The organism is Dorea sp. AM10-31, from assembly GCF_003435815.1.
In the GTDB taxonomy this organism is placed as follows: Bacteria; Bacillota; Clostridia; order Lachnospirales; family Lachnospiraceae; genus Dorea_D; species Dorea_D hominis.
Genome location: NZ_QTUV01000002.1, coordinates 140972 through 162672 on the forward strand (window position 1 = coordinate 140972; position 21701 = coordinate 162672).

At 41.7% G+C, this 21701-nt stretch carries 24 protein-coding genes; all 24 read left to right on the forward strand.

The annotated features are described in order from the left end of the window. The first annotated feature begins 7 nt into the window (after positions 1–7). Entirely contained in the window at positions 8–1267 is a 1260-nt protein-coding gene (hisZ, locus tag DW125_RS03790; protein WP_117537194.1) for an ATP phosphoribosyltransferase regulatory subunit, read from the forward strand. Between the two features lie 25 nt (positions 1268–1292). Beyond that, positions 1293–1928, forward strand: a complete 636-nt coding sequence (hisG, locus tag DW125_RS03795) for an ATP phosphoribosyltransferase (RefSeq protein WP_021860457.1) — start codon at positions 1293–1295, stop codon at positions 1926–1928. Between the two features lie 19 nt (positions 1929–1947). Next, positions 1948–3243: a histidinol dehydrogenase gene (hisD, locus tag DW125_RS03800; protein ID WP_117537195.1), complete on the forward strand. Its 1296-nt coding sequence runs from the start codon at positions 1948–1950 to the stop codon at positions 3241–3243. A 14-nt stretch (positions 3244–3257) separates the two neighbouring features. Next, positions 3258–3845, forward strand: coding sequence for an imidazoleglycerol-phosphate dehydratase HisB (gene hisB, locus DW125_RS03805; protein WP_117537196.1), 588 nt, complete (start codon positions 3258–3260; stop codon positions 3843–3845). An 18-nt stretch (positions 3846–3863) separates the two neighbouring features. Then, positions 3864–5147: a bifunctional phosphoribosyl-AMP cyclohydrolase/phosphoribosyl-ATP diphosphatase HisIE gene (gene hisIE / locus DW125_RS03810; RefSeq protein ID WP_021860454.1), complete on the forward strand. Its 1284-nt coding sequence runs from the start codon at positions 3864–3866 to the stop codon at positions 5145–5147. Between the two features lie 75 nt (positions 5148–5222). After that, on the forward strand, positions 5223–5525 hold the full coding sequence (locus tag DW125_RS03815) for a hypothetical protein (RefSeq protein WP_117537197.1): 303 nt from the start codon (positions 5223–5225) through the stop codon (positions 5523–5525). 39 nt (positions 5526–5564) lie between these two features. Further along, positions 5565–6422 (forward strand): dTDP-4-dehydrorhamnose reductase, encoded by an 858-nt coding sequence (gene rfbD / locus DW125_RS03820; protein WP_117537198.1) that lies wholly within the window; start codon positions 5565–5567, stop codon positions 6420–6422. Next, on the forward strand, positions 6415–7704 hold the full coding sequence (locus tag DW125_RS03825; RefSeq protein ID WP_021860957.1) for a dicarboxylate/amino acid:cation symporter: 1290 nt from the start codon (positions 6415–6417) through the stop codon (positions 7702–7704). The genes rfbD and DW125_RS03825 overlap by 8 nt, the downstream gene beginning before the upstream one ends. A gap of 21 nt (positions 7705–7725) precedes the next feature. Beyond that, positions 7726–8709 carry a biotin synthase BioB gene (bioB, locus tag DW125_RS03830; protein WP_021860958.1) on the forward strand — a complete coding sequence of 328 codons (984 nt, stop codon included), beginning with the start codon at positions 7726–7728 and terminating at the stop codon, positions 8707–8709. A gap of 9 nt (positions 8710–8718) precedes the next feature. Continuing rightward, complete coding sequence (locus DW125_RS03835; RefSeq protein WP_021860959.1) at positions 8719–9285, forward strand: chromate transporter; 567 nt, start codon at positions 8719–8721, stop codon at positions 9283–9285. After that, the gene (locus DW125_RS03840) at positions 9282–9842 is read left to right on the forward strand and encodes a chromate transporter (RefSeq protein ID WP_021860960.1); all 561 of its coding nucleotides are present in this window, start codon (positions 9282–9284) and stop codon (positions 9840–9842) included. Before DW125_RS03835 ends, DW125_RS03840 begins: the two co-directional genes overlap by 4 nt. A gap of 375 nt (positions 9843–10217) precedes the next feature. Then, entirely contained in the window at positions 10218–11477 is a 1260-nt protein-coding gene (locus DW125_RS03845; protein WP_021860961.1) for a DUF819 family protein, read from the forward strand. Positions 11478–11617: 140 nt separating this feature from the next. Then, positions 11618–12589 carry a dipeptidase gene (locus DW125_RS03850; protein WP_021860962.1) on the forward strand — a complete coding sequence of 324 codons (972 nt, stop codon included), beginning with the start codon at positions 11618–11620 and terminating at the stop codon, positions 12587–12589. 202 nt (positions 12590–12791) lie between these two features. Next, positions 12792–14657 (forward strand): TIGR03960 family B12-binding radical SAM protein, encoded by a 1866-nt coding sequence (locus DW125_RS03855; protein ID WP_021860963.1) that lies wholly within the window; start codon positions 12792–12794, stop codon positions 14655–14657. Further along, on the forward strand, positions 14641–15387 hold the full coding sequence (locus tag DW125_RS03860) for a TIGR03936 family radical SAM-associated protein (protein WP_021860964.1): 747 nt from the start codon (positions 14641–14643) through the stop codon (positions 15385–15387). Before DW125_RS03855 ends, DW125_RS03860 begins: the two co-directional genes overlap by 17 nt. Before the next feature lie 54 nt (positions 15388–15441). After that, positions 15442–15927: a Cys-tRNA(Pro) deacylase gene (ybaK, locus tag DW125_RS03865; RefSeq protein WP_021860965.1), complete on the forward strand. Its 486-nt coding sequence runs from the start codon at positions 15442–15444 to the stop codon at positions 15925–15927. Positions 15928–16006: 79 nt separating this feature from the next. Then, on the forward strand, positions 16007–16615 hold the full coding sequence (locus DW125_RS03870) for an HAD-IA family hydrolase (protein ID WP_021860966.1): 609 nt from the start codon (positions 16007–16009) through the stop codon (positions 16613–16615). A gap of 48 nt (positions 16616–16663) precedes the next feature. Next, positions 16664–18016 (forward strand): aspartate kinase, encoded by a 1353-nt coding sequence (locus tag DW125_RS03875; RefSeq protein ID WP_021860967.1) that lies wholly within the window; start codon positions 16664–16666, stop codon positions 18014–18016. A gap of 15 nt (positions 18017–18031) precedes the next feature. Continuing rightward, entirely contained in the window at positions 18032–18454 is a 423-nt protein-coding gene (locus DW125_RS03880) for a CBS domain-containing protein (RefSeq protein ID WP_021860968.1), read from the forward strand. Continuing rightward, on the forward strand, positions 18444–19247 hold the full coding sequence (locus DW125_RS03885; RefSeq protein WP_021860969.1) for an amidohydrolase family protein: 804 nt from the start codon (positions 18444–18446) through the stop codon (positions 19245–19247). Before DW125_RS03880 ends, DW125_RS03885 begins: the two co-directional genes overlap by 11 nt. 95 nt (positions 19248–19342) lie before the next feature. Next, positions 19343–19651 (forward strand): 50S ribosomal protein L21, encoded by a 309-nt coding sequence (gene rplU / locus DW125_RS03890; protein ID WP_021860970.1) that lies wholly within the window; start codon positions 19343–19345, stop codon positions 19649–19651. Positions 19652–19666: 15 nt separating this feature from the next. Then, complete coding sequence (locus DW125_RS03895) at positions 19667–19999, forward strand: ribosomal-processing cysteine protease Prp (protein ID WP_021860971.1); 333 nt, start codon at positions 19667–19669, stop codon at positions 19997–19999. 5 nt (positions 20000–20004) lie between these two features. Next, positions 20005–20289 carry a 50S ribosomal protein L27 gene (rpmA, locus tag DW125_RS03900; protein WP_021860972.1) on the forward strand — a complete coding sequence of 95 codons (285 nt, stop codon included), beginning with the start codon at positions 20005–20007 and terminating at the stop codon, positions 20287–20289. Positions 20290–20415: 126 nt separating this feature from the next. Continuing rightward, positions 20416–21699, forward strand: a complete 1284-nt coding sequence (gene obgE, locus DW125_RS03905; protein ID WP_021860973.1) for a GTPase ObgE — start codon at positions 20416–20418, stop codon at positions 21697–21699. Positions 21700–21701: the final 2 nt, after the last annotated feature.

Below are 21701 nucleotides of genomic sequence, written 5' to 3' on the forward strand. Positions count from 1 at the left end.
AGGTCATATGAAGAAAGTATTGCATACACCGGAAGGAGTCCGGGATATATATAATGTAGAATGCGGAAAGAAACTTGCACTGGAGAGCCGTTTAAAGAAGACGTTCCATTTATATGGTTATCATGATATCCAGACACCGATGTTTGAATATTTTGATGTGTTTCGTAAAGAAATCGGAACAACGGCATCCAAAGATTTATATAAGTTTTTTGATAAAGATGGAAATACACTTGCACTGAGGTCAGATATCACACCGTCCGTTGCAAGAGCAGCAGCAACACTGTTTGGTGAGGAAGAAGTGCCGATCCGGCTTTGCTATACAGGTAATACATTTATTAATCATTCCAACTATCAGGGGAGATTAAGAGAAGTCACACAGATGGGCGCAGAGCTGATTGGTGATGATTCCGTGGAAGCAGATGCAGAGATGCTTGCACTTGTGATTGAATCGATGCTTACAATTGGCGTGAAGGAATTTCAAATCAGCGTGGGGAATGTTGATTTCTTCCAGAGCCTGATTGAAGATGCATCGCTGGATGAGGATGCAAGAGAACGCGTCATTGAACTAATCAATAACCGGAATTATTTCGGTGTGGAAGAATATCTGGACAGTATTCTTGTAAAGAGAAGCTCCAAGGAAGCTTTTGCAGCACTTGGAGAAATGGTTGGCGGAGTAGAGATCCTTTCCCAGGCAAAAGATCTTGCACCTAACTCTGCCGGTATTATGGCAATCAGACGTCTGGAACATATATATGACATTTTAAAATTATATGGAATGGAAAAATTTGTAACATTTGATCTGAGCATGACAGGAACTTACGGATATTATACCGGTATTGTTTTCCGCGGTTATACTTTTGGAACCGGAGATGCGATCGTAAAAGGTGGACGTTACGACCATCTGTTGGAGAAGTTTGGTAAGAAATCACCTTCTATTGGATTTGCAATTGTCATTGATGAGCTGATGAATGCGATGAACCGACAGAAACTCCGTATCGTATATACAAGAAAGAATACGATCATTTTATATGATGAAGGGAAGACAAAACAGGCGGTTATGCTTGCAAAAGATTTCCGTAACAAAGCAAAGAATGTGGAACTGATCAAGAAAGCGGATGACAAGATCCTGGAAGAATATATTACTTATGGAAAAGAGTATTATGCAGGAAACCTTGTATATATAAGAGAAGATGGAGAAGTGGTCATGATCAATCTTGTGACAGGTGAACACAAGATTGCCGGAAACGGAAAGAAGACCACATCATAATATATAAGAGAATGGAGTTTTTACTATGAGATATCTTACATTTGCCCTTGGAAAAGGGCGTCTGGCAAGACAGACGCTGGAACTGTTTGAGAAAATTGGTATAACCTGTGAAGAGATGAAAGACAAAGATTCCAGAAAACTGATCTTTACAAATGAAGAGTTGAAGCTTCGCTTCTTCCTTGCAAAAGGACCGGATGTACCGACTTATGTAGAATATGGTGCAGCGGACATCGGAGTTGTCGGAAAAGACACGATCCTTGAAGAGGGACGTAAGGTTCATGAAGTTCTGGATCTTGGTTATGGGAAATGTAAAATGTGTGTGTGCGGTTATAAAGATGCAATACCGTTATTGAAACATCATGAGCTGATCCGTGTCGCAACAAAATATCCGAATATTGCAAAAGACTATTTCTACAACACAAAACACCAGACTGTAGAGATTGTAAAATTAAACGGTTCGATTGAACTGGCACCGATCGTTGGTCTCTCTGAAGTGATCGTGGATATTGTAGAAACGGGTTCCACACTGCGTGAAAACGGTCTGGAAGTGTTGGAGGAAGTTTGCCCACTGTCTGCGCGTATGATCGTCAATCCGGTAAGCATGCGTATGGAGAGTGACAGAATTAAGGCATTATTAATGAAATTACGCGCACAGATATAGGAATATAGGAGTGATAAAAATGAGAATACAGCATCTCGATAAGAATACAAAAATGAATCTGCTGGAGGATCTTTTAAAGAGAAGTCCGAATAACTATGGCAAATATGAGCAGGGTGTTGCAGAAATCCTGGATCATGTACGCAGCGAAAAAGATGCGGCTGTATTTGCATATACAGAAAAATTTGACGGAGCAAAGATTGATGCATCGAATATTAAAGTAACAGAAGAAGAGATTAAAGAAGCTTACGAATTAGTCGGCGAAGAGTTAACAGGTATTATCCGCAAGGCATTATTTAATATCCGTGATTATCACGAGAGACAGCGTCAGAACAGCTGGTTTGAGAGCAAACCGAATGGAACAATGCTTGGACAGAAAGTTACACCTCTTCAGAGAGTCGGCGTCTATGTGCCAGGCGGAAAAGCTGCTTATCCGTCTTCTGTCCTTATGAATATTGCACCAGCGAAAGCTGCAGGAGTTGACGAAATCGTAATGGTAACACCTCCGGGAAAAGACGGAAAAGTCACACCGACAACACTGGTTGCAGCACATGAAGCAGGTGCTGATGTTGTATATAAAGTCGGCGGCGCACAGGCGATCGCTGCACTTGCTTATGGAACGGAGAGTATCCCGAAGGTTGACAAAATTGTAGGACCTGGAAATATTTATGTTGCACTTGCAAAGCGTGCTGTATACGGACATGTAAGCATTGATGCGATAGCAGGACCAAGTGAAATTCTTGTAATCGCTGATGAGACAGCAAATCCACGCTATGTAGCTGCGGATCTTCTGTCCCAGGCAGAACATGACGAGCTCGCTTCTGCAATTTTAGTGACAACCAGCCAGGAGCTTGCAGAGAAGGTATCTGAAGAAGTAGACGGATTTTTAAATGAACTTTCCAGAAGTGAGATCATCCGCAAATCACTGGATAATTATGGATACATACTGGTAGCAGATACCATGGAAGAAGTGATTGACATTGCGAATGAGATTGCTTCGGAACATCTGGAGATCCAGACAAAGAATCCGTATGACATTATGACACGCATCCGCAACGCAGGCGCTATTTTCATTGGCGAATATTCCAGTGAACCGCTTGGAGATTATTTTGCAGGACCGAACCATGTCCTTCCGACAAACGGAACAGCAAAATTCTTCTCACCGCTTTCTGTTGATGATTTTATTAAAAAATCAAGCATTATTGCCTACTCACAGGAAGCACTTGGTGCGATCCATACCGATATTGAGAAATTTGCAGAAGCAGAACATCTGACAGCACATGCAAATTCCATCAAAGTACGTTTTGAGAAGAAGTAAGGAGGATGTAAAAAATGAGCAGAATCGTTACTTGTGAAAGAAAAACAAAAGAAACCGACATTTCCATTACGCTGAATCTGGATGGAACCGGAAATAACGATATTCATACGGGGATTGGATTTTTTGACCATATGTTGGACGGATTTGCAAGACATGGACTGTTCGACCTGACTGTTCGACTAAATGGCGATCTGGATGTAGACAGTCATCATACGATCGAAGATACAGGAATTGTGCTAGGAAATGCCATTTTAAAAGCCATCGGAGATAAAGCCGGTATCAAACGCTTTGGGGATATGATCCTTCCGATGGATGAGACGCTAGCACTTTGCGCGGTAGATCTGTCCGGTCGTCCATACCTTCGCTATGATGCAGAATTTACAGTTCCAAAGATTGGTGACATGGACACAGAGATGGTGAAAGAATTTTTCTACGCTGTTTCTTACAGCGCAGGAATGAACATCCATCTTAAGATCATGGATGGTGAGAACAATCATCACATGGCTGAAGCACTTTTCAAAAGTTTTGGAAAAGCGCTTGATATGGCAACTATGGATGAACCACGGATCAAAGAAGCGTGGACGACAAAAGGAAGTCTTTAAAGGAGTTTTTGAACATATATGAGTTATAAAAGATTGATTCCCTGCATTTTTATTGCAGGTGGGAAGGCTGTAAAATGGTTTAATGATAAGAGCGTGTTACAGGACGATGTGATCGCACTTGCAAAATACTACAGCGATCACGGGGCAGATGAGTTGCTTGTGTTCGATCTTTCTACATCTGATGATGAGCACGAAGAAGCCATTGACTTGATGCGCCGTATTAATCGCTTGATCCGTATCCCAATGGTAGCGGGTGGTAATATCAAACGGCAGGAGGATGTAAAGAAGATTTTGTATGCCGGAGCAAAGCGTGCAATGCTGAATTTTTCCAAACCGGACAGTGCGAAGGCAGTGGAAGAGGCGGCAAAACGTTTTGGAAAAGAGAAAATTGCAGTATCGCTGAATGATTTTGATGCGCTTTTCAAACATCAGCATCTGATTGATGAATATTCCAGTGAGATTGTGTTCATGCATCGTCTGGATCTTAATTCGGTTATGGACGTAACGGATATTCCATGTGTAATCGTAACAGATACGCTGGAAAAACCGGAGTTATTCAAGATACTTAAATGTCCGGGAGTGAAAGGGCTTTCAGGAAAATATGTCAGTCAGCCGGATATGGATTTTGTGGAATTTAAGAAAGAGTGTTCAGAGGAAGGCATCCAGATGACTTCTTTTGAAAGTATTATGGAATTTTCACAGTTTAAGACAAATGAGCAGGGGCTGATCCCGGTTATTGTACAGCATTATAAGACGAGAGAAGTATTGATGTTAGCCTATATGAATGAAGAATCATTTGATCAGACGATCAAAACAGGAAAAATGACTTACTTCAGCAGAAGCCGCCAGAAGCTCTGGGTGAAAGGTGAGACAAGCGGGCATTTCCAGTATGTCAAGTCGCTGACAATTGACTGTGATTATGATACGTTACTTGCAAAAGTAGATCAGGTTGGTGCGGCATGTCACACCGGTAATCCGACCTGTTTTTTCCAGCACCTTGCAGGAACGGAATATAACGAAGCAAATCCGCTGGAAGTTTTTGAAATCATCTATAATACCGTTGTAGACAGAAAAGAGAATCCAAAAGAGGGTTCTTATACGAATTATTTATTTGATAAAGGAATTGATAAGATTTTGAAAAAAATCGGCGAAGAGGCAACGGAGATTGTGATCGCTGCCAAGAATCCAAGTGCAGAAGAGACGAAGTATGAGATCTCGGATTTCCTTTATCATATGATTGTATTAATGGTTGAAAAAGGACTGAACTGGGAAGATATTGTAAAAGAACTGGCAAGCCGCTAATGCGCGTGCACTGTCTTTTCAGGTATAGAACCGAATATCCATGCATATCCTAGAGTGGAAAGGATGTGACCGGGATTGAATGAAGCAGAAAGACGAAGGCAGAAATTATTAATGCGGACACGGGAACTGTACCGGGATTCTTATGACTCTCCGGCGGTACACCCGAGATATGGAGCGGCATACCGTTTGCTTTATGAAGAGCCGCAGGAATTTAAGAGCGGTACACTGGGGCTCCGGCTTTTCATAAGCTTTCTGCTGTTTGCTGCATTTGTTGCAATGGATTACAAAAAGGATGAGTTTATGAGTGTGAACAGCTCAGAAATCATTCAAATGATCTCTGAAGATACATCGGCGTTTCCGATTCTGGAACACCGGTAATTTCATGAGTAAATGAGGAACGAAAGAGGAGGATGAAACATGTTAAAAATATGGATTGCAGGATCGGCAGGACAGATCGGAACTGCTATTAACGAAGTGTTAGATCCACTGGAGATGGAAGTTTTTAACACAGATAAAGATGAGTTGGATATCACACAGACAGATGAAGTATTAAGCTTTGGTGAGATCAACCGTCCGGATGTGATCATCAACTGTGCCGGAATCACAGATATGGATCTTTGTGAAAAAGAACCGGAACTGGCGTACCGTGTTAATGCACTCGGTGCAAGAAATTTAAGTATCGTCGCACGTAAGATCGGTGCTAAAATCGTCCAGATATCTACAGATGATGTCTTCGATGGTAACAAAAATACGCCTTACAGTGAATTTGATGATACGAATCCGAAGACCGTGTACGGACGCTCTAAGAGAGCCGGTGAAAATTATGTGCGGGAATTTACACACAAACATTTTGTGATTCGGAGCAGCTGGATTTTTGGACATGGCGATAATTTTGTGACACGTGTATTGCGGAAGGCGGGAAATGGAGAGTTGATCGAGGCTGCAATAGATGAGACCGGATGTCCGACCAGTGCGAAGGATTTGGCACGTATTATTTTGTATCTTATTACAACAAATGAATATGGAACCTATCATGCAACATGTAAAGGACTTTGCAGTCGATATGATTTTGCAAGAGAGATTCTATCTCTGGCAGGTCTTCATGCAGAAGTAAAAGAGATTTCAATTGCAGATTCTAAAGAACATCTGGTACGGCCAGCATATGCGGTTCTGGATAATTTTATTTTACGGATCATTGATGTATATGAAATGCCGAAATGGAAACAGTCTCTTGAGGAATACATTGCCGAGTGGAAGGAGGAGACTCATGAGTAATACAAAAGAAAAGAAAAAGATGGGACTTACTACGAAAATATTCATTTCCCTTCTTGCAGGAGCGCTGTTTGGTGTGATTTTATGTTATCTTGTCCCGAAAAGCAGTATCAAAGATGATGTAATCGTAGAAGGAATTTTATATGTAATCGGACAAGGATTCATCCGTTTGATGAAGATGCTTGTTGTTCCACTTGTATTTTGTTCGATCGTATGTGGAAGTATGTCGATTGGAGATACAAAAAAACTCGGAACAGTCGGCGTGCGTACACTCGTTTTTTATCTGTTTACAACAGCCGTTGCAGTTACAGTTGCGTTATCTGTCGGTAATCTAATTAATCCTGGCAAAGGACTGGATATGAGCAGTATTCAGCAGAATGCTGCGGAAGTGGAGTCCATGAAAGCAACTACACTGACAGAAACGCTTCTGAATATCATTCCGGACAATCCGCTGAATGCGCTGGCAAACGGAACAATGCTTCAGATTATTGTATTTGCACTGATCGTCGGTGTTATTCTGGCAAAACTAGGAGAGCGTACAGAGACAGTCAGCAATTTCTTCAGTCAGTTCAATGACATCATGATGGAAATGACAATGATGGTTATGGGACTTGCTCCGATCGGAGTGTTCTGCCTGATCGCACGCACTTTTGCTAATATCGGTTTCAGCGCGTTCATTCCGCTTGCAAAATACATGATCGGTGTCCTGCTTGCACTTGCCCTGCAGTGTTTTGTTGTATATCTGGGACTTTTAAAAGGATTTACAGGACTGAATCCATTCAAATTTATTAAAAAATTCTTCCCGGTTATGGCGTTTGCATTTTCAACAGCAACATCCAATGCGACCATTCCGCTTTCCATCGATACGCTGTCTAAAAAAATGGGTGTATCCAAGAAAATTTCGTCCTTTACGATCCCGCTTGGTGCGACGATCAATATGGATGGAACAGCGATTATGCAGGGTGTAGCTGTTGTGTTTGCGGCACAGGCATTTGGAATCCATCTTTCTCTTACCGATTATGTTACGGTTATCGGGACAGCGACACTTGCATCTATCGGAACGGCCGGAGTACCAAGTGTAGGTCTTGTTACACTTACAATGGTATTTAATTCTGTAGGACTCCCGGTTGAGGCAATCGGACTGATCATGGGTATTGACCGTATTCTTGACATGACACGAACAGCCGTTAATATTACAGGTGATGCTGTATGTACAACAATCGTTGCACATCAGAACAAGGCGCTGGATCGTGAGATATTTAATAAAAAGGAAGAAAAAGCTTAAGATAAAAGGAGAGATGTTTCTATGAAAGAATGGTTGAAACACTGGGATGAGACAAAGAGACTTACGAGAGAGGAAGCAATTAAAATTTTAAATCTTCCAAAGGAAGACATGGATGATCTGATCGCATGTGCCTATGCGCTCCGTACAAAGTATAAAGGCAAGAAAGTAAGCGTACAGCTTCTGACTAATGTCCGCAGCGGAAACTGTTCGCAGAACTGTGCATATTGTGCACAGTCCTGCGAGTCGCATGCGGCCATTGAAAAATATCGTCGTGTTTCGGATGAAAAACTTTACGGGGATAACGATCTGGTAGATGACAAGCATCTGGCAAGACACTGTATCGGTCTGAGCGGAATTCAGTTTTCAGATGCAGAGATTGAAGATCTTGCAGAACGTATCCGGGAAATGAAGAAGAAAGGAACGCAGATCTGCTGTTCTATTGGATTTCTGACGGAGAAGCAGGCGAGACTTTTAAAAGATGCCGGACTGGACAGGATCAATCATAATCTGAACAGCAGCCGGAGATTTTACCCGGAGATTTGTACGACGCACACTTACGAGCAGCGTGTGGCAAATATACATATGCTTCAGGATATCGGCTTTGAGATCTGCAGCGGTGGTATTATCGGAATGGGAGAGAGAAAAGAAGATGTTGTGGACATGCTTCTGGATCTTCGTGAAATTCATCCGGAATCTGTACCAATCAATTTCCTGCTTCCGATTCCGGGGACACGACTTGCAGACAGGGATATTTCCGGACTTACACCAGAATACTGCATGAAAGTTTTATGCCTTGCAAGACTTATGATCCCGACTTCTGATATCCGTTGTGCGGCCGGAAGAGAAGTATATTTTAAAGGAATAGAGCCGACGCTTTTCAAAGTTGTTGATTCGATTTTCGCATCCGGATATCTGACCGCAGACGGTCAGGGGATTGATGCCACAATGCAGATGATTCGAGATGCCGGATTTGATGGTGAAATAGAGTCTACAGACGAAGAGTAGGATAATACAATGAAAAAAAAGAATAGTAAAATACTTCGGACTTTATTTTTATCAACTTTATATTTAAGCACATTCACCTTTGGAGGTGGATATGTCATTGTGTCATTAATGAAAAAAGATTTTGTCGATGCCAGACACTGGATCGATGAGGAGGAGATGCTGGATCTTGTGGCAATCGCCCAGTCAGCGCCGGGGGCAATTGCTGTCAACGGCGCGATTGTTGTCGGATATAAACTGGCAGGAATTCTAGGCGCATTCGTTGCTATTTTCGGAACAGTTATCCCTCCTTTTGTCATTATATCGATATTATCTGTCTGCTATCAGGCATTCCGCTCCAACCTTCTGGTTGCACGGATGCTGGAAGGTATGCAGGCGGGTGTGGGAGCTGTAATTGCTTCTGTTACTTTTGGAATGGGATGTTCGGTTATAAAGGAGAAAGATGTGATATCCGTGCTTGTTCTGATTCTTTCATTTCTTCTTGCATGCAGCGGGGAAATTAATATCGTCTGGATTATTCTCGGATGCGGAATCCTTGGTGTCATACGGACTATGCTTGAAAGGAAGGTGCGGAAATGATTTATATCCAGCTTTTCCTTAGTTTCCTTCAGGTTGGATTATTCAGCTTTGGCGGTGGTTATGCAGCGCTTCCGCTTATTCAGAGCCAAATCGTCGATGCGCACAGATGGCTGGATGTTAAAGAATTTACAGATCTTATTACATTATCACAGATGACACCCGGACCGATCGCCATCAATTCGGCAACATTTGTCGGAATTAAAGTAGCAGGAGTGCCGGGAGCGCTTGCAGCAACACTTGGGAATATCCTTCCGTCCTGTATTATTGTGACAGCTATTGCGAAACTATACTTAAAATACCGGAAATTAGATTTGTTGCAGGGAGTTTTGAAATCCCTGCGCCCGGCAGTAGTCGCACTAATTGCCTCCGCAGGAGTCAGTATTTTAAAAAATGCTTTCTTGGAAGCAGGCAGTGTACTGTCTGTCACTGGTATAAATATACCGCTTTTCGTAATTTTTCTGATTTGTCTGATATTATTATGCTGGAAAAAATGGAACCCGATTATAGTCATGCTACTGGCAGGCATACTAAATGTCATATTTTGTTATGTCAAATAGTGAAGAATTTTTGGGGATTTTACCAAAGACTAAGGTACAGATTTTATTCATTTGCATATACGATTTAAAACACCTTTTTGCAAAATATACAAAAAGGTGTTTTTTTTATGTACAATCAAATTAAAATAGATCAACTTAAAGTGTATGAATTGTGGAAAAGATGAAAAAACTATCTAATTTTTATACAAATAAGATAATATCAAACAGCTTTCACAATGCTACAGTGAATTGAAAATATTTTTCAGCATATTGACCAAAATTTCAATAAACTATTGTTATTGTTGAAAAATGTATGTATAATAGGGATAAATCAGATGAATATATAAGGTTCATCTATAACAGTCGTGAAACAATGAGAACGAAGGAGGGTATTCTATGTTAAGTTCAGTATTTCAAAATCTAGTCGGGCGGGAATCGCTCATCGCAGCAGAAGATACATGGGCATTACTCGCAATCATGTGTCTTGGTGTTGCTTTTTCTATCTACTTAGAGCAAAAGTACAATTGGGCATCGAAAGTTTCCGGTGCGATCCTGGCACTGATCATTGCAATGGTACTTGCAAACTTAAGTATCATTCCTATTCACAGTGTACTGTATGACGATATTGTCTGGGGTATGATCGTACCAATGGGTATTCCGTTATTGCTTCTTCAGTGTAACCTTTCCCGTGTATGGAGAGATACCGGTAAGATGTTGATCGTATTCCTGATCGGTGCAGTTGGTACAGTATGTGGTGCAATTATTGCATTCTTTGCACTGCGTGGACCATTCGGTGATGCAAGCGGACTCGCAAAAGTAGCAAGTATGATGACCGGTTCTTATATCGGTGGTGGTGTAAACTTTGCAGCAATGGCATCACAGTATGCGGCAGGTGAAGATTTAACAGCGGCAGCAACAGTTGCAGATAACCTTTTGATGGCTGCATATTTCTTCGTATTGATTGCATTTGCAGGTATGAAATTCTTCCGTTCACACTTCGCACATCCACATATTGACGAAGTAGAAGCGGGAATTTCAAAAGACGCTGCTCAGACACAGGCTGCAGCATTTTGGAGCCGTAAAGATATCTCTTTGAAGGATATCGCTTACAATGTTGCATATTCTGTAACAATCGTATGGGTTTCACAGTTTATCGCTGGAACGATCAGCGGAGCTGTTGGTGAGAATGCAACTGGATTTATGGATTTCATCGGTAAATTCTTCGGAAGCCAGTATGTATGGATCACAACATTCTCAGTAATCGTTGCAACATTCTTCCATAAACAGGTAGAAGAGAATCTGCATGGATCACAGGAGATTGGTACTTTTTTAATCTACTTATTCCTGTTTGTAATCGGTGTTCCAGCAAACATTATCACAGTAGTTACAAAGTCACCTCTGCTTCTTGTACTTACAGCTATCATGGTTTGTGTAAACATGTTATTCTGTTTCATCGGAGCAAAGATCTTCAAATGCGATTTGGAAGATGCGATTATTGCCTCCAATGCAAATATCGGTGGACCGACAACAGCTGCCGGTATGGCTATTTCACAGGGATGGAGCCGTCTGGTTGGACCTGCAATGTTAGTAGGTACTCTCGGATATGTAATCGGTAACTACCTTGGAACTATGATTGGAGTTCTCTTAGGAGCATAAGAATTACATAATATATTGAAAGCGACTGGTAAACGGCGCGTTCCCGTAAAAGGGGACGCGCCGATTATAAAAATGGGATTTTATAAATGTCGGAACTGAAAGCAGAATGGATTAGACAATGTAAGAAAGGATGGTAGATTATGTATTTTGACGCACATTCGGATATTTGGTGTGATGTAACCGCACGTAGATTAAAGGGCGAAACCGATGTATTACGCAGACGTCATCTGGAAAGGCTTAGAAAAGGCGGCGTAGAAGGAAGCATTTTTGTAATCTGGGTAGATCCGCCGTATGATGTAGATTATGTAAAGAGAACAAAAGAGATTATGCAATGTGCAAAAGCGGAGGCTGAGGAATGTGATGAAATCCGTATTGTACATAACTACGCAGAGATGATGCAGGCGAAAGCTGATGGCAAGATTTATGTATTTCATGGAATTGAAGGACTCGCAGCAATCGGGGAAGATATTTCTAAGATCGATGAATATTATGATTTTGGCTGCAGGCATGCAATCCTTACGTGGAATGAAGCAAATGCACTTGGCGCAGGCGCAAACTCCGGCGAATCCTACGGACTTACGGAAACAGGTAAGAAAGCTGCCAGAAAAGTACAGGATAAGGGCATGATCCTTGATATGTCACATCTGAATGAAGCTGGTTTCTGGGACTGCATGAAGCTTGCTACGAAGCCAATCATTGCTTCTCATTCAAACTGCCGTGCGCTCTGTGATGTGCCGCGTAACCTGACAGATGATCAGCTTCGTGCCATCCGTGATGTAGACGGTGTTGTCGGACTTAATTCTTTCAAAGACTTCATTGATCCGAGAGGACCGGAACAGACCGTTGAGAATCTTGCAAGACATGCAGATCATATGATCAATGTAATGGGCATCGATCATGTTGGCTGTGGATTTGATTTCTTTGAGTTTATCAATGATGAGGCGATGGGAACTATGACAGAAGATTCCAGCCCGGCAGCACACGGTATGAAGGATGCTTCAGAGATTCCGAATCTCTTTAGCTGTTTCGAGAAGATGGGAATGACCAAAGAAGAGATGGATAAGATTGCCAGAGTTAATTTCCAGAATCTTGTTAAACGGACAATTGGATAATAAAAAAATTTAAAAACATGCAATTCGAAGGCTCCCTTTTGAGGGAGCCCTTTTTAGGTTACCATAATAACCAGTGAAAGCTGCCGGTGACAGGTTATGAAGTGATTTGGGAAAAAATACTTCCTATTTACCAATGTGTTCAATTTGTGGTACAATTAAACGAGTGTATGCAAAGAGAACATTTAAAAACCAAGGAGTAACCATGAGAAAATTAGCATTAACTGATGATATATTGATGAAGATCGAGAAGCCGGCGCGCTATATCGGAAACGAAGTGAATTCGGTCATGAAAGATAAGACGAAAGTCGATATCCGGTTTGCCATGTGTTTCCCGGATGTGTACGAGATTGGAATGTCACATCTTGGAATCCAGATTCTCTATGATATGTTTAACCGCAGAGAGGATGTCTGGTGTGAGAGAGTTTATTCACCGTGGACAGATCTGGATGCGGTTATGCGCGAGAAGAAGATTCCGTTGTTTGCGCTGGAATCGCAGGATCCGATCAAAAATTTTGATTTCTTAGGCATTACGATCCAGTATGAGATGTGTTATACGAACATTTTACAGATTCTGGATCTGTCCGGGATCCCGATAAAAACAAAAGACAGAACAGAAGAAGATCCGATCGTGATCGGTGGTGGTCCATGCACGTACAATCCGGAGCCACTGGCAGATTTCTTTGACCTGTTTTATATGGGTGAAGGCGAAACCGTTTATGATGAATTACTGGATCTTTACAAGAAGAATAAAGCAGCAGGAGGCTCCAGATGGGATTTCCTTGAGATGGCTGCAGAAGTAGAAGGAATATACATTCCGTCTTTTTATGATGTAGAATATAAGGAAGATGGTACCATCCTCTCTTTTACACCGAACAATGTTCATGCAAAAGAGAATATTAAGAAGCAGGTTGTAATGGATATGTCCAGTGCGCCATATCCGGAAAAACCGGTAGTACCTTTTATTAAAGCAACACAGGATCGTGTTGTACTGGAGATCCAGCGCGGTTGTATCCGTGGCTGCCGCTTCTGCCAGGCAGGAATGCTATATCGCCCGACAAGAGAAAAAGACGTAGAAGTTTTAAAAGATTATGCATATAAGATGCTGAAAAATACAGGACACGAAGAAATCTCTCTAAGTTCTTTAAGTTCCAGTGATTATAGTCATTTAAAAGAGCTGGTCACATTTCTGATTGATGAGTTTAAGTCCAAGGGAATTAATATCAGTCTGCCATCGCTTCGAATAGATGCATTTTCGCTGGATGTGATGGGACAGGTGCAGGATATCCGCAAGAGCAGCCTGACATTTGCGCCGGAGGCTGGGTCCCAGCGTATGCGTGATGTCATCAACAAAGGACTGACAGAGGAGATTATTTTAGATGGCGCAGGACAGGCTTTTGAAGGAGGCTGGAATAAGGTAAAACTTTATTTCATGCTGGGATTACCGACAGAGACCGAAGATGATATGCGTGCTATTCCAGAGCTGGCAGATAAAATTGCAAGACGTTATTACGAGATCCCGAAGGATCAGCGGAACGGAAAATGCCAGATTACGACAAGTACATCGTTCTTTATACCGAAACCGTTTACTCCGTTCCAGTGGGCGAGAATGTATACGAATGAAGAATACATCTCCAGAGCTGCGATTGTAAAACACGCATTTAACGATCAGTTGAACCGGAAGAGTCTGAAATATAACTGGCATGATGCAGAAGTAACGGTATTGGAAGGTGTTTTTGCCAGAGGAGACCGTAAGACTTCCGCAGTTATCGAAGAAGCTTATCGTCTGGGATGTCTGTATGATTCCTGGAGCGATCAGTTTGATAATAATAAATGGATGCAAGCGTTTGAAAATACAGGACTGGATATTGCATTTTATAATCACAGAGAGCGTTCACTTGATGAAGTGTTCCCGTGGGATTTCATAGACATTGGCGTGACGAAAGATTTTCTGAAACGGGAATGGAATCATGCAATGAACGCAGAAGTTACACCGAATTGCCGGATGAAATGTTCCGGTTGTGGTGTGGCAAAATGGAAAGGAGGTGTCTGTATTGAAAGCAAGAATTAAATTCCGTAAATATGGAGTAATGCGTTTTATTGGACACCTGGATGTGATGCGTTTCTTTCAGAAAGCGATCCGCAGGGCAGAGATCCCGATTGCATTTACGAGTGGATACAGCCCACATATGATCATGTCGTTTGCGCAGCCACTTGGTGTCGGTGTGACAAGTGACGGAGAATATTTTGATATTGAGTTGACAGAAGCAATCGCCTCAGAGCAGGCAGTTGCACAGTTAAATGCTGTGATGGTCGAGGGAATTGAAGTTACCGGTTTCCGTGAGATCTCTTCGGATAAAAAAGCGAGCGGTATGACGATCGTAGCTGCGGCAGATTACAAAGTGACTCAGCCACAGACTTTTCAACATGCGGAAGATATAAGAGTACTTTCGGCAAAATGGAAAGACAGTGTGTGTGCATTTATGAAAGAACCGCAGATCATCGTATGGAAGAAAACAAAACGAAGTGAGAAAGAAGTCGATATCAAACCGATGATTTACGATATGCATGCAGAGGATGACGGCATTTTTCTGTTCCTTGCAACAGGTAGTGAGCAGAATTTGAAACCGGATCTCGTAATGGAAGCGTTCCTGCGCTTCATCGGTGAAAATCCGGAGGAAGTACCGCTTCATTTCCACCGCCTGGAAGTATATGCGAAGAATCCGGAATCAGCAGGTGGAACAACAAAAAACGATTTCATTTCGTTGGAAGACCTGGGAAAAGACATTGTAACCACTTAAATATGTGTGCTTATACAGATATAAACATGAATGATATAAAGGAGTGAACTTCTTATGAGCAAGAAGGAATTAAAGACAAATGCCATGCGTATGCTGGACCGCATGAAGATTCCTTATGAATATGAAACTTATGAATGTGAAGACTTCACGGATGGTATTGAAACTGCAGATAAACTTGGATATGACCATGCGCTTGTATACAAGACGCTTGTGACGACCGGCAAGAGCGGTGAACATTATGTGTTTGTCATTCCAATCGAAGCAGAGATTGATTTTAAGAAGGCAGCAAAAGCGGTCGGTGAGAAATCGCTGGAGATGCTGCATTTAAAAAATCTGACAAAAGTAACCGGATATGTGCGTGGCGGCTGTACGGCAATTGGAATGAAAAAACAGTTTCCGACAGTCATACAAAAAGATGCGGAAGAACTTACGCAGATGCATGTCAGTGGCGGTAAATTAGGAATGCAGTTAAAACTTGCTCCGGCGGATCTTAAGAAGGCAGCAAAAGCACAGTTTGCAGACGTTATCCGCGATCATTAAAAATCTGCGGATATATGGGAAATATTTCCGTATACAGTTTTTGGAAACAAAGTACAATCAAGAAGAGAAGGAAGAAAAAATGATACCTGAATTAAGGGAGAATACCAATACAGTTATTTTTGATATTGGAAATGTATTAATTTATTTTGCGTGGAAAGAATATCTGGAATCATTAGGATTTTCAGAAGAGACGACCAAGCATGTGGCGGATGCTATGTTTTGTAATAAAGACTGGGATGCAGGAGATTCCGGTCTGGTAACAACCGAAGAATGGCTGGAACTTTTTATAGAAAATGATCCGGCGTATGAGAAAGAGATACGGACAACCTTTGCTGGATTCGGAGCATCTATCGTACCATTTCCTTTTATTGAAGAATGGTTTGCATATTTTCGCGAAAAAGGAATGAAGCTTTATTATCTGTCTAATTATTCGGATGAAATGTTCCGTCAGTCAGAAGAAAAGCTTGCGTTTTTAAAGAGTTTTTACGGCGGTGTGTTTTCATGGCAAGAAAAATGTATGAAACCGGATTCAAAGATTTATCAGATATTATTAGACCGATATAACATAGATCCAAAACATACAGTATTTTTTGATGACCGTGTCGCGAATGTGGAAGCTGCCGAGAAATTCGGCATACAGGGCATCCTGTTTCATACAGATATTCCATTGCAGATGATGGGAAAATAAGGTAATATAGTAGCAGCAAAAGAAAAGGCAACCTGGAGGAATACAAAAATGTTAATTAAAGTTGTTAAATTCGGAGGAAGTTCACTGGCAAGCGCCGAACAGTTTGAAAAAGTCGGTGCGATCATCAGAAAAGATTCCAGCAGACGTTATGTGATTCCGTCTGCGCCGGGAAAACGTACCTCTGACGATACAAAAGTAACGGATATGCTGTACAGTTGTTATGGACAGGCAATCCTTGCATATGACGACGAAGAAAAAGAAGAACACATGGAGAATTTTGAGAATCTTCTGACTGCGATCAAAGCACGTTATCAGTCAATTATTGACGGACTTGGACTTAAAATTTCGCTGGAGGAAGATTTCAAGATCATCCGTAAGAATTTTCTTGCCAAGATTGGAAGAGATTATGCGGCATCCCGCGGTGAATTTCTGAATGGTAAGATTATGGCTGAATATCTCGGATATACATTCATTGACGCAGCCGAAGTTGTTTTCTTTGATGAAGAAGGTAATTTTGATGCAGAAAAGACCGATGAGGTGTTGACTGCAAAACTTGCAGATATAGAACGTGCGGTAATTCCGGGATTTTACGGTTCTGAACCGGATGGAAGTGTGAAAACATTTTCCCGTGGTGGATCGGATATTACCGGATCTATCGTTGCAAAAGCGGTTCATGCAGAGATGTATGAAAACTGGACAGATGTATCCGGATTCCTGATTACGGATCCAAGAATCATTCCGAATCCGAAACCGATCGATGTGATCACATACCGCGAACTTCGTGAGCTGTCCTATATGGGCGCTACGGTTCTTCACGAAGATGCCATTTTCCCGGTGCGCAAGGAAGGTATCCCGATCAATATCCGCAATACGAATGCACCGGAGGATAAAGGAACTCTGATTGTGGAAGCAACATGTCAGAAACCACGTTTTGTTATTACCGGTATTGCAGGTAAGAAGGATTTCGCTTCTGTAACTGTGGAGAAAGCGATGATGAACTCTCAGGTTGGGTTCTGCCGTAAAGTGTTGGAAGTTTTTGAAGAGAACCATGTTTCTATCGAACATATGCCATCCGGAATTGATACGATGACAATTTTTGTTCACCAGGAAGAATTTGAAGAAAAAGAGCAGAAAGTGATCGCAGGCATTCACAGAGAAGTGGAACCGGATTATCTGGAACTGGAATCTGACCTTGCACTGATCGCAGTTGTAGGACGTGGAATGAGAGCAACCAGAGGTACTTCCGGACGTATTTTCTCTGCGCTTGCACATGCAAATATTAACGTCCGTATGATCGACCAGGGTTCCAGTGAGCTGAATATTATCATTGGTGTCAGCAACCATGATTTTGAAGGTGCGATCAAAGCAATTTATGATATTTTTGTAACTACACAAATTTAGGAGGCTGTTCAAAAGATGAATATTTTATTTTTCCTGAAGCCAAAGAGTGAACTTGCATTTATTTATGATTATCATACACTCAGACAGGCTTTGGAAATTATGGAACACTACAGATATACATGTGTCCCGATTTTGAATAAAGAGGGAAAATATGTCGGCAGTATCACAGAAGGTGATCTTTTGTGGGCTGTCAAAAAATTAAAACTATTGAATCTTAAAGATGCTGAGAATATCAGTATCATGAAAATTGACAGAAGGAATGATTACCAGTGTGTCAATGCCGAATCTAAGATGGAAGACCTGATCGGACGTGCAATGGAGCAGAACTTTGTGCCGGTTGTGGATGATCAGGAACATTTTATCGGAATGATCACAAGACGTGATATTATCAAATATTGTTACGACAAGGTACAGGAGTATGAAAAAAATGGTAATTGATTTTCATACACATATGTTTCCAGATAAGATCGCTGACAAAACGATTACATTTCTGGCAGAGGTCTGTCAGATACCACCGCAGACAGATGGAACATACACGGGACTTTCAGAGTCTGCGAAAAAGGGTGGTGTAGACTTAAGTATTGCACTTCCGGCTATGACAAAGCCTTCTCAGTTTGATTCGGTCAATACATTTGCCGCTGCACATCAGGAAGGAAATGTCATCTCTTTCGGAGGCATCCATCCGGCGACAGAACATTACCGAGAAGAACTCCGGCATATAAAAGAACTGGGACTTAAAGGGATCAAATTACATCCGGATTATCAGGACATGTATTTTAATGATATCCGTTATAAAAGACTGGTAGATTATGCCACAGAGCTTGGACTTATCATTGTCGTCCATGCGGGACTTGACCCGAAATGCCCGGATGACGTTCACTGTACACCGGAGATGGCTGCAGAAGTTATAGATGAGGTTCACCCTGTGAACCTTGTCCTTGCCCATCTCGGCGGCAATGAGATGTGGGATGATGTAGAAAAATACCTGGTCGGAAAAGATGTATATTTGGACACTGCCGTGGTACTTGATGTGATAAAAGAAGATCAGTTTCTTCGGATCGTGCGTAATCACGGTGCTGATAAGATCCTTTTCGGAACCGATGTTCCGTGGCGGGATCAGGGGGCATTTGTACATCTGTTAAATGATTCTAAACTTACACAGGAAGAAAAAAATAAGATTTTTTATAAAAATGCTTGTAAACTGCTTGATTTTCAGGGAAACATGTGCTAATATACAATAGTATGCCGCACAATGAGGTTGAAGTTCTGCCATAATTCATGTGACAGACACCGTAATTGGCGAGTAATGATAATAGGAGGTGCCATATGTACGCAATTATAGCAACAGGTGGTAAACAGTACAAAGTAGCCGAAGGCGATATCATTAAAGTAGAAAAGCTTGGTGTAGAAGCCGGAGAGACTTTTACATTTGACCAGGTGCTTGCAGTAAGTGACAACGGATTAAAGATCGGTAATCCTACAGTTGAAGGTGCAACTGTTGAAGCTTCTGTAGTTGAAAACGGAAAAGCTAAAAAAGTAATCGTTTACAAGTACAAGAGAAAAACAGGATACCACAAGAAAAATGGTCACAGACAGCAGTACACAGCAGTAAAGATTGAAAAAATCAATGCTTAATATTGGAGAATATCCATGTTTCATGTAACAGTATATGTGAATTCAGCAAAAGAATACATCGGTTTTCAGACATCAGGTCATGCAGGATATGCACCGGAGGGACAGGACATTGTCTGTGCAGCAGCGTCGGTTCTCACGATTAATACAATAAATGCGATTGATCAGTTTACAGGTGATCGTGCAATACTTGAGGCAGAACAGACGGAAGGATACATTTCCTACCGGATTGACGGAAAAGTGTCTGCGGATGCGGAACTTCTTCTTAAGTCGATGGTTCTCGGATTGACAGAGATGTCACATGATGAAGACTATGCACAATATATTGATCTAACATTCGAGGAGGTGTAACAACCATGATGAAATTAAACCTTCAGTTTTTCGCTCATAAGAAAGGTGTTGGTTCTACAAAGAACGGTAGAGATTCTGAGTCTAAAAGACTTGGCGCCAAGAGAGCTGACGGACAGTTTGTAAAAGCTGGTAACATCCTTTACAGACAGCGCGGAACAAAGATTCACCCAGGTGTTAACGTTGGACGCGGTGGTGATGATACATTATTCGCACTTGTTGATGGTGTAGTTAAATTTGAGAGAAAAGGAAGAGATAAGAAACAGGTTTCTATCTATCCAGTTGCTCAATAATTAAGAATCAGAGGAGAGTGTTGCGATATAACTGATCACAGTTATGAGGCAGCACTCTTTTTAAATAACAGAAAATTGCATTGTAACCGATTAGACAGGTTTTTATATATTTAAGGAGAAAGATTTATGTTTGCAGACAGAGCAAAGATATTTATCAGATCAGGAAAAGGCGGAGACGGACATGTCAGCTTCCGCCGGGAGCTCTATGTCCCGAACGGCGGTCCGGATGGCGGTGATGGCGGCCGCGGTGGCGATGTCATCTTTGAAGTTGATGAAGGTCTTAACACACTTCAGGATTTCAGACATCGCAAAAAATTCTCAGCAAAAGACGGAGAACAGGGCGGCAAGAGACGCTGCCATGGAAAAGATGCTGAAGATATCATTTTAAGAGTACCGGAAGGTACTGTGATCAAAGAGTCTGAGTCCGGAAAAGTAATCGCAGATATGTCCGGAGATAATCGCAGACAGATTGTTTTAAAAGGTGGCAAAGGCGGTCTGGGAAATCAGCATTTTGCAACAGCTACAATGCAGATTCCAAAGTATGCACAGCCTGGTCAGCCTGCACAGGAGCTCTGGGTGAATCTGGAGCTGAAAGTAATTGCTGATGTGGGACTTGTCGGATTTCCAAATGTAGGCAAATCTACATTGTTATCCAGAGTAACAAATGCGCAACCGAAAATTGCAAATTATCATTTCACAACACTAAATCCAAATCTTGGTGTTGTCGATCTGGAAGGAGCAAGCGGTTTTGTAATCGCAGATATTCCAGGATTGATCGAAGGCGCTTCTGAAGGAGTCGGTCTTGGACATGAATTCCTTCGCCACATCGAGAGAACAAAGATGATGATCCATGTAGTAGACGCTGCCGGAAGTGAAGGACGTGATCCGGTTGATGATATTCATAAGATCAATGCCGAACTTGAAGCTTACAATCCTGAGATTGCAGCCCGTCCGCAGGTTATTGCTGCAAATAAGACGGATTTGATATACAGCGAAGACGAAGATCCGGTTGCAAGATTAAAGGCCGAATTTGAACCAAAAGGAATTCGTGTATTTCCAATCTCAGGTGCAACCGGAGTCGGTATTTCAGAGCTTTTATATTATGTATCCGGCGAAATTGCCAAGCTGGATGATACACCGATTGTATTTGAACAGGAATATTTCCCTGAGGAAGAACTTTTATATATCGATCTTCCATATACCGTTGAAAAGGAAGACAATGTATATGTTGTAGAAGGACCAAAGATTGAGAAGATGCTTGGTTATACAAACCTGGATTCTGAGAAGGGATTTGCATTCTTCCAGAAATTCCTGAAAGACACCGGTATTTTAGATGAACTGGAAGAAGCCGGTATCCAGGAAGGTGATACAGTAAGAATGTATGGATTGCAGTTTGATTATTATAAATAAAT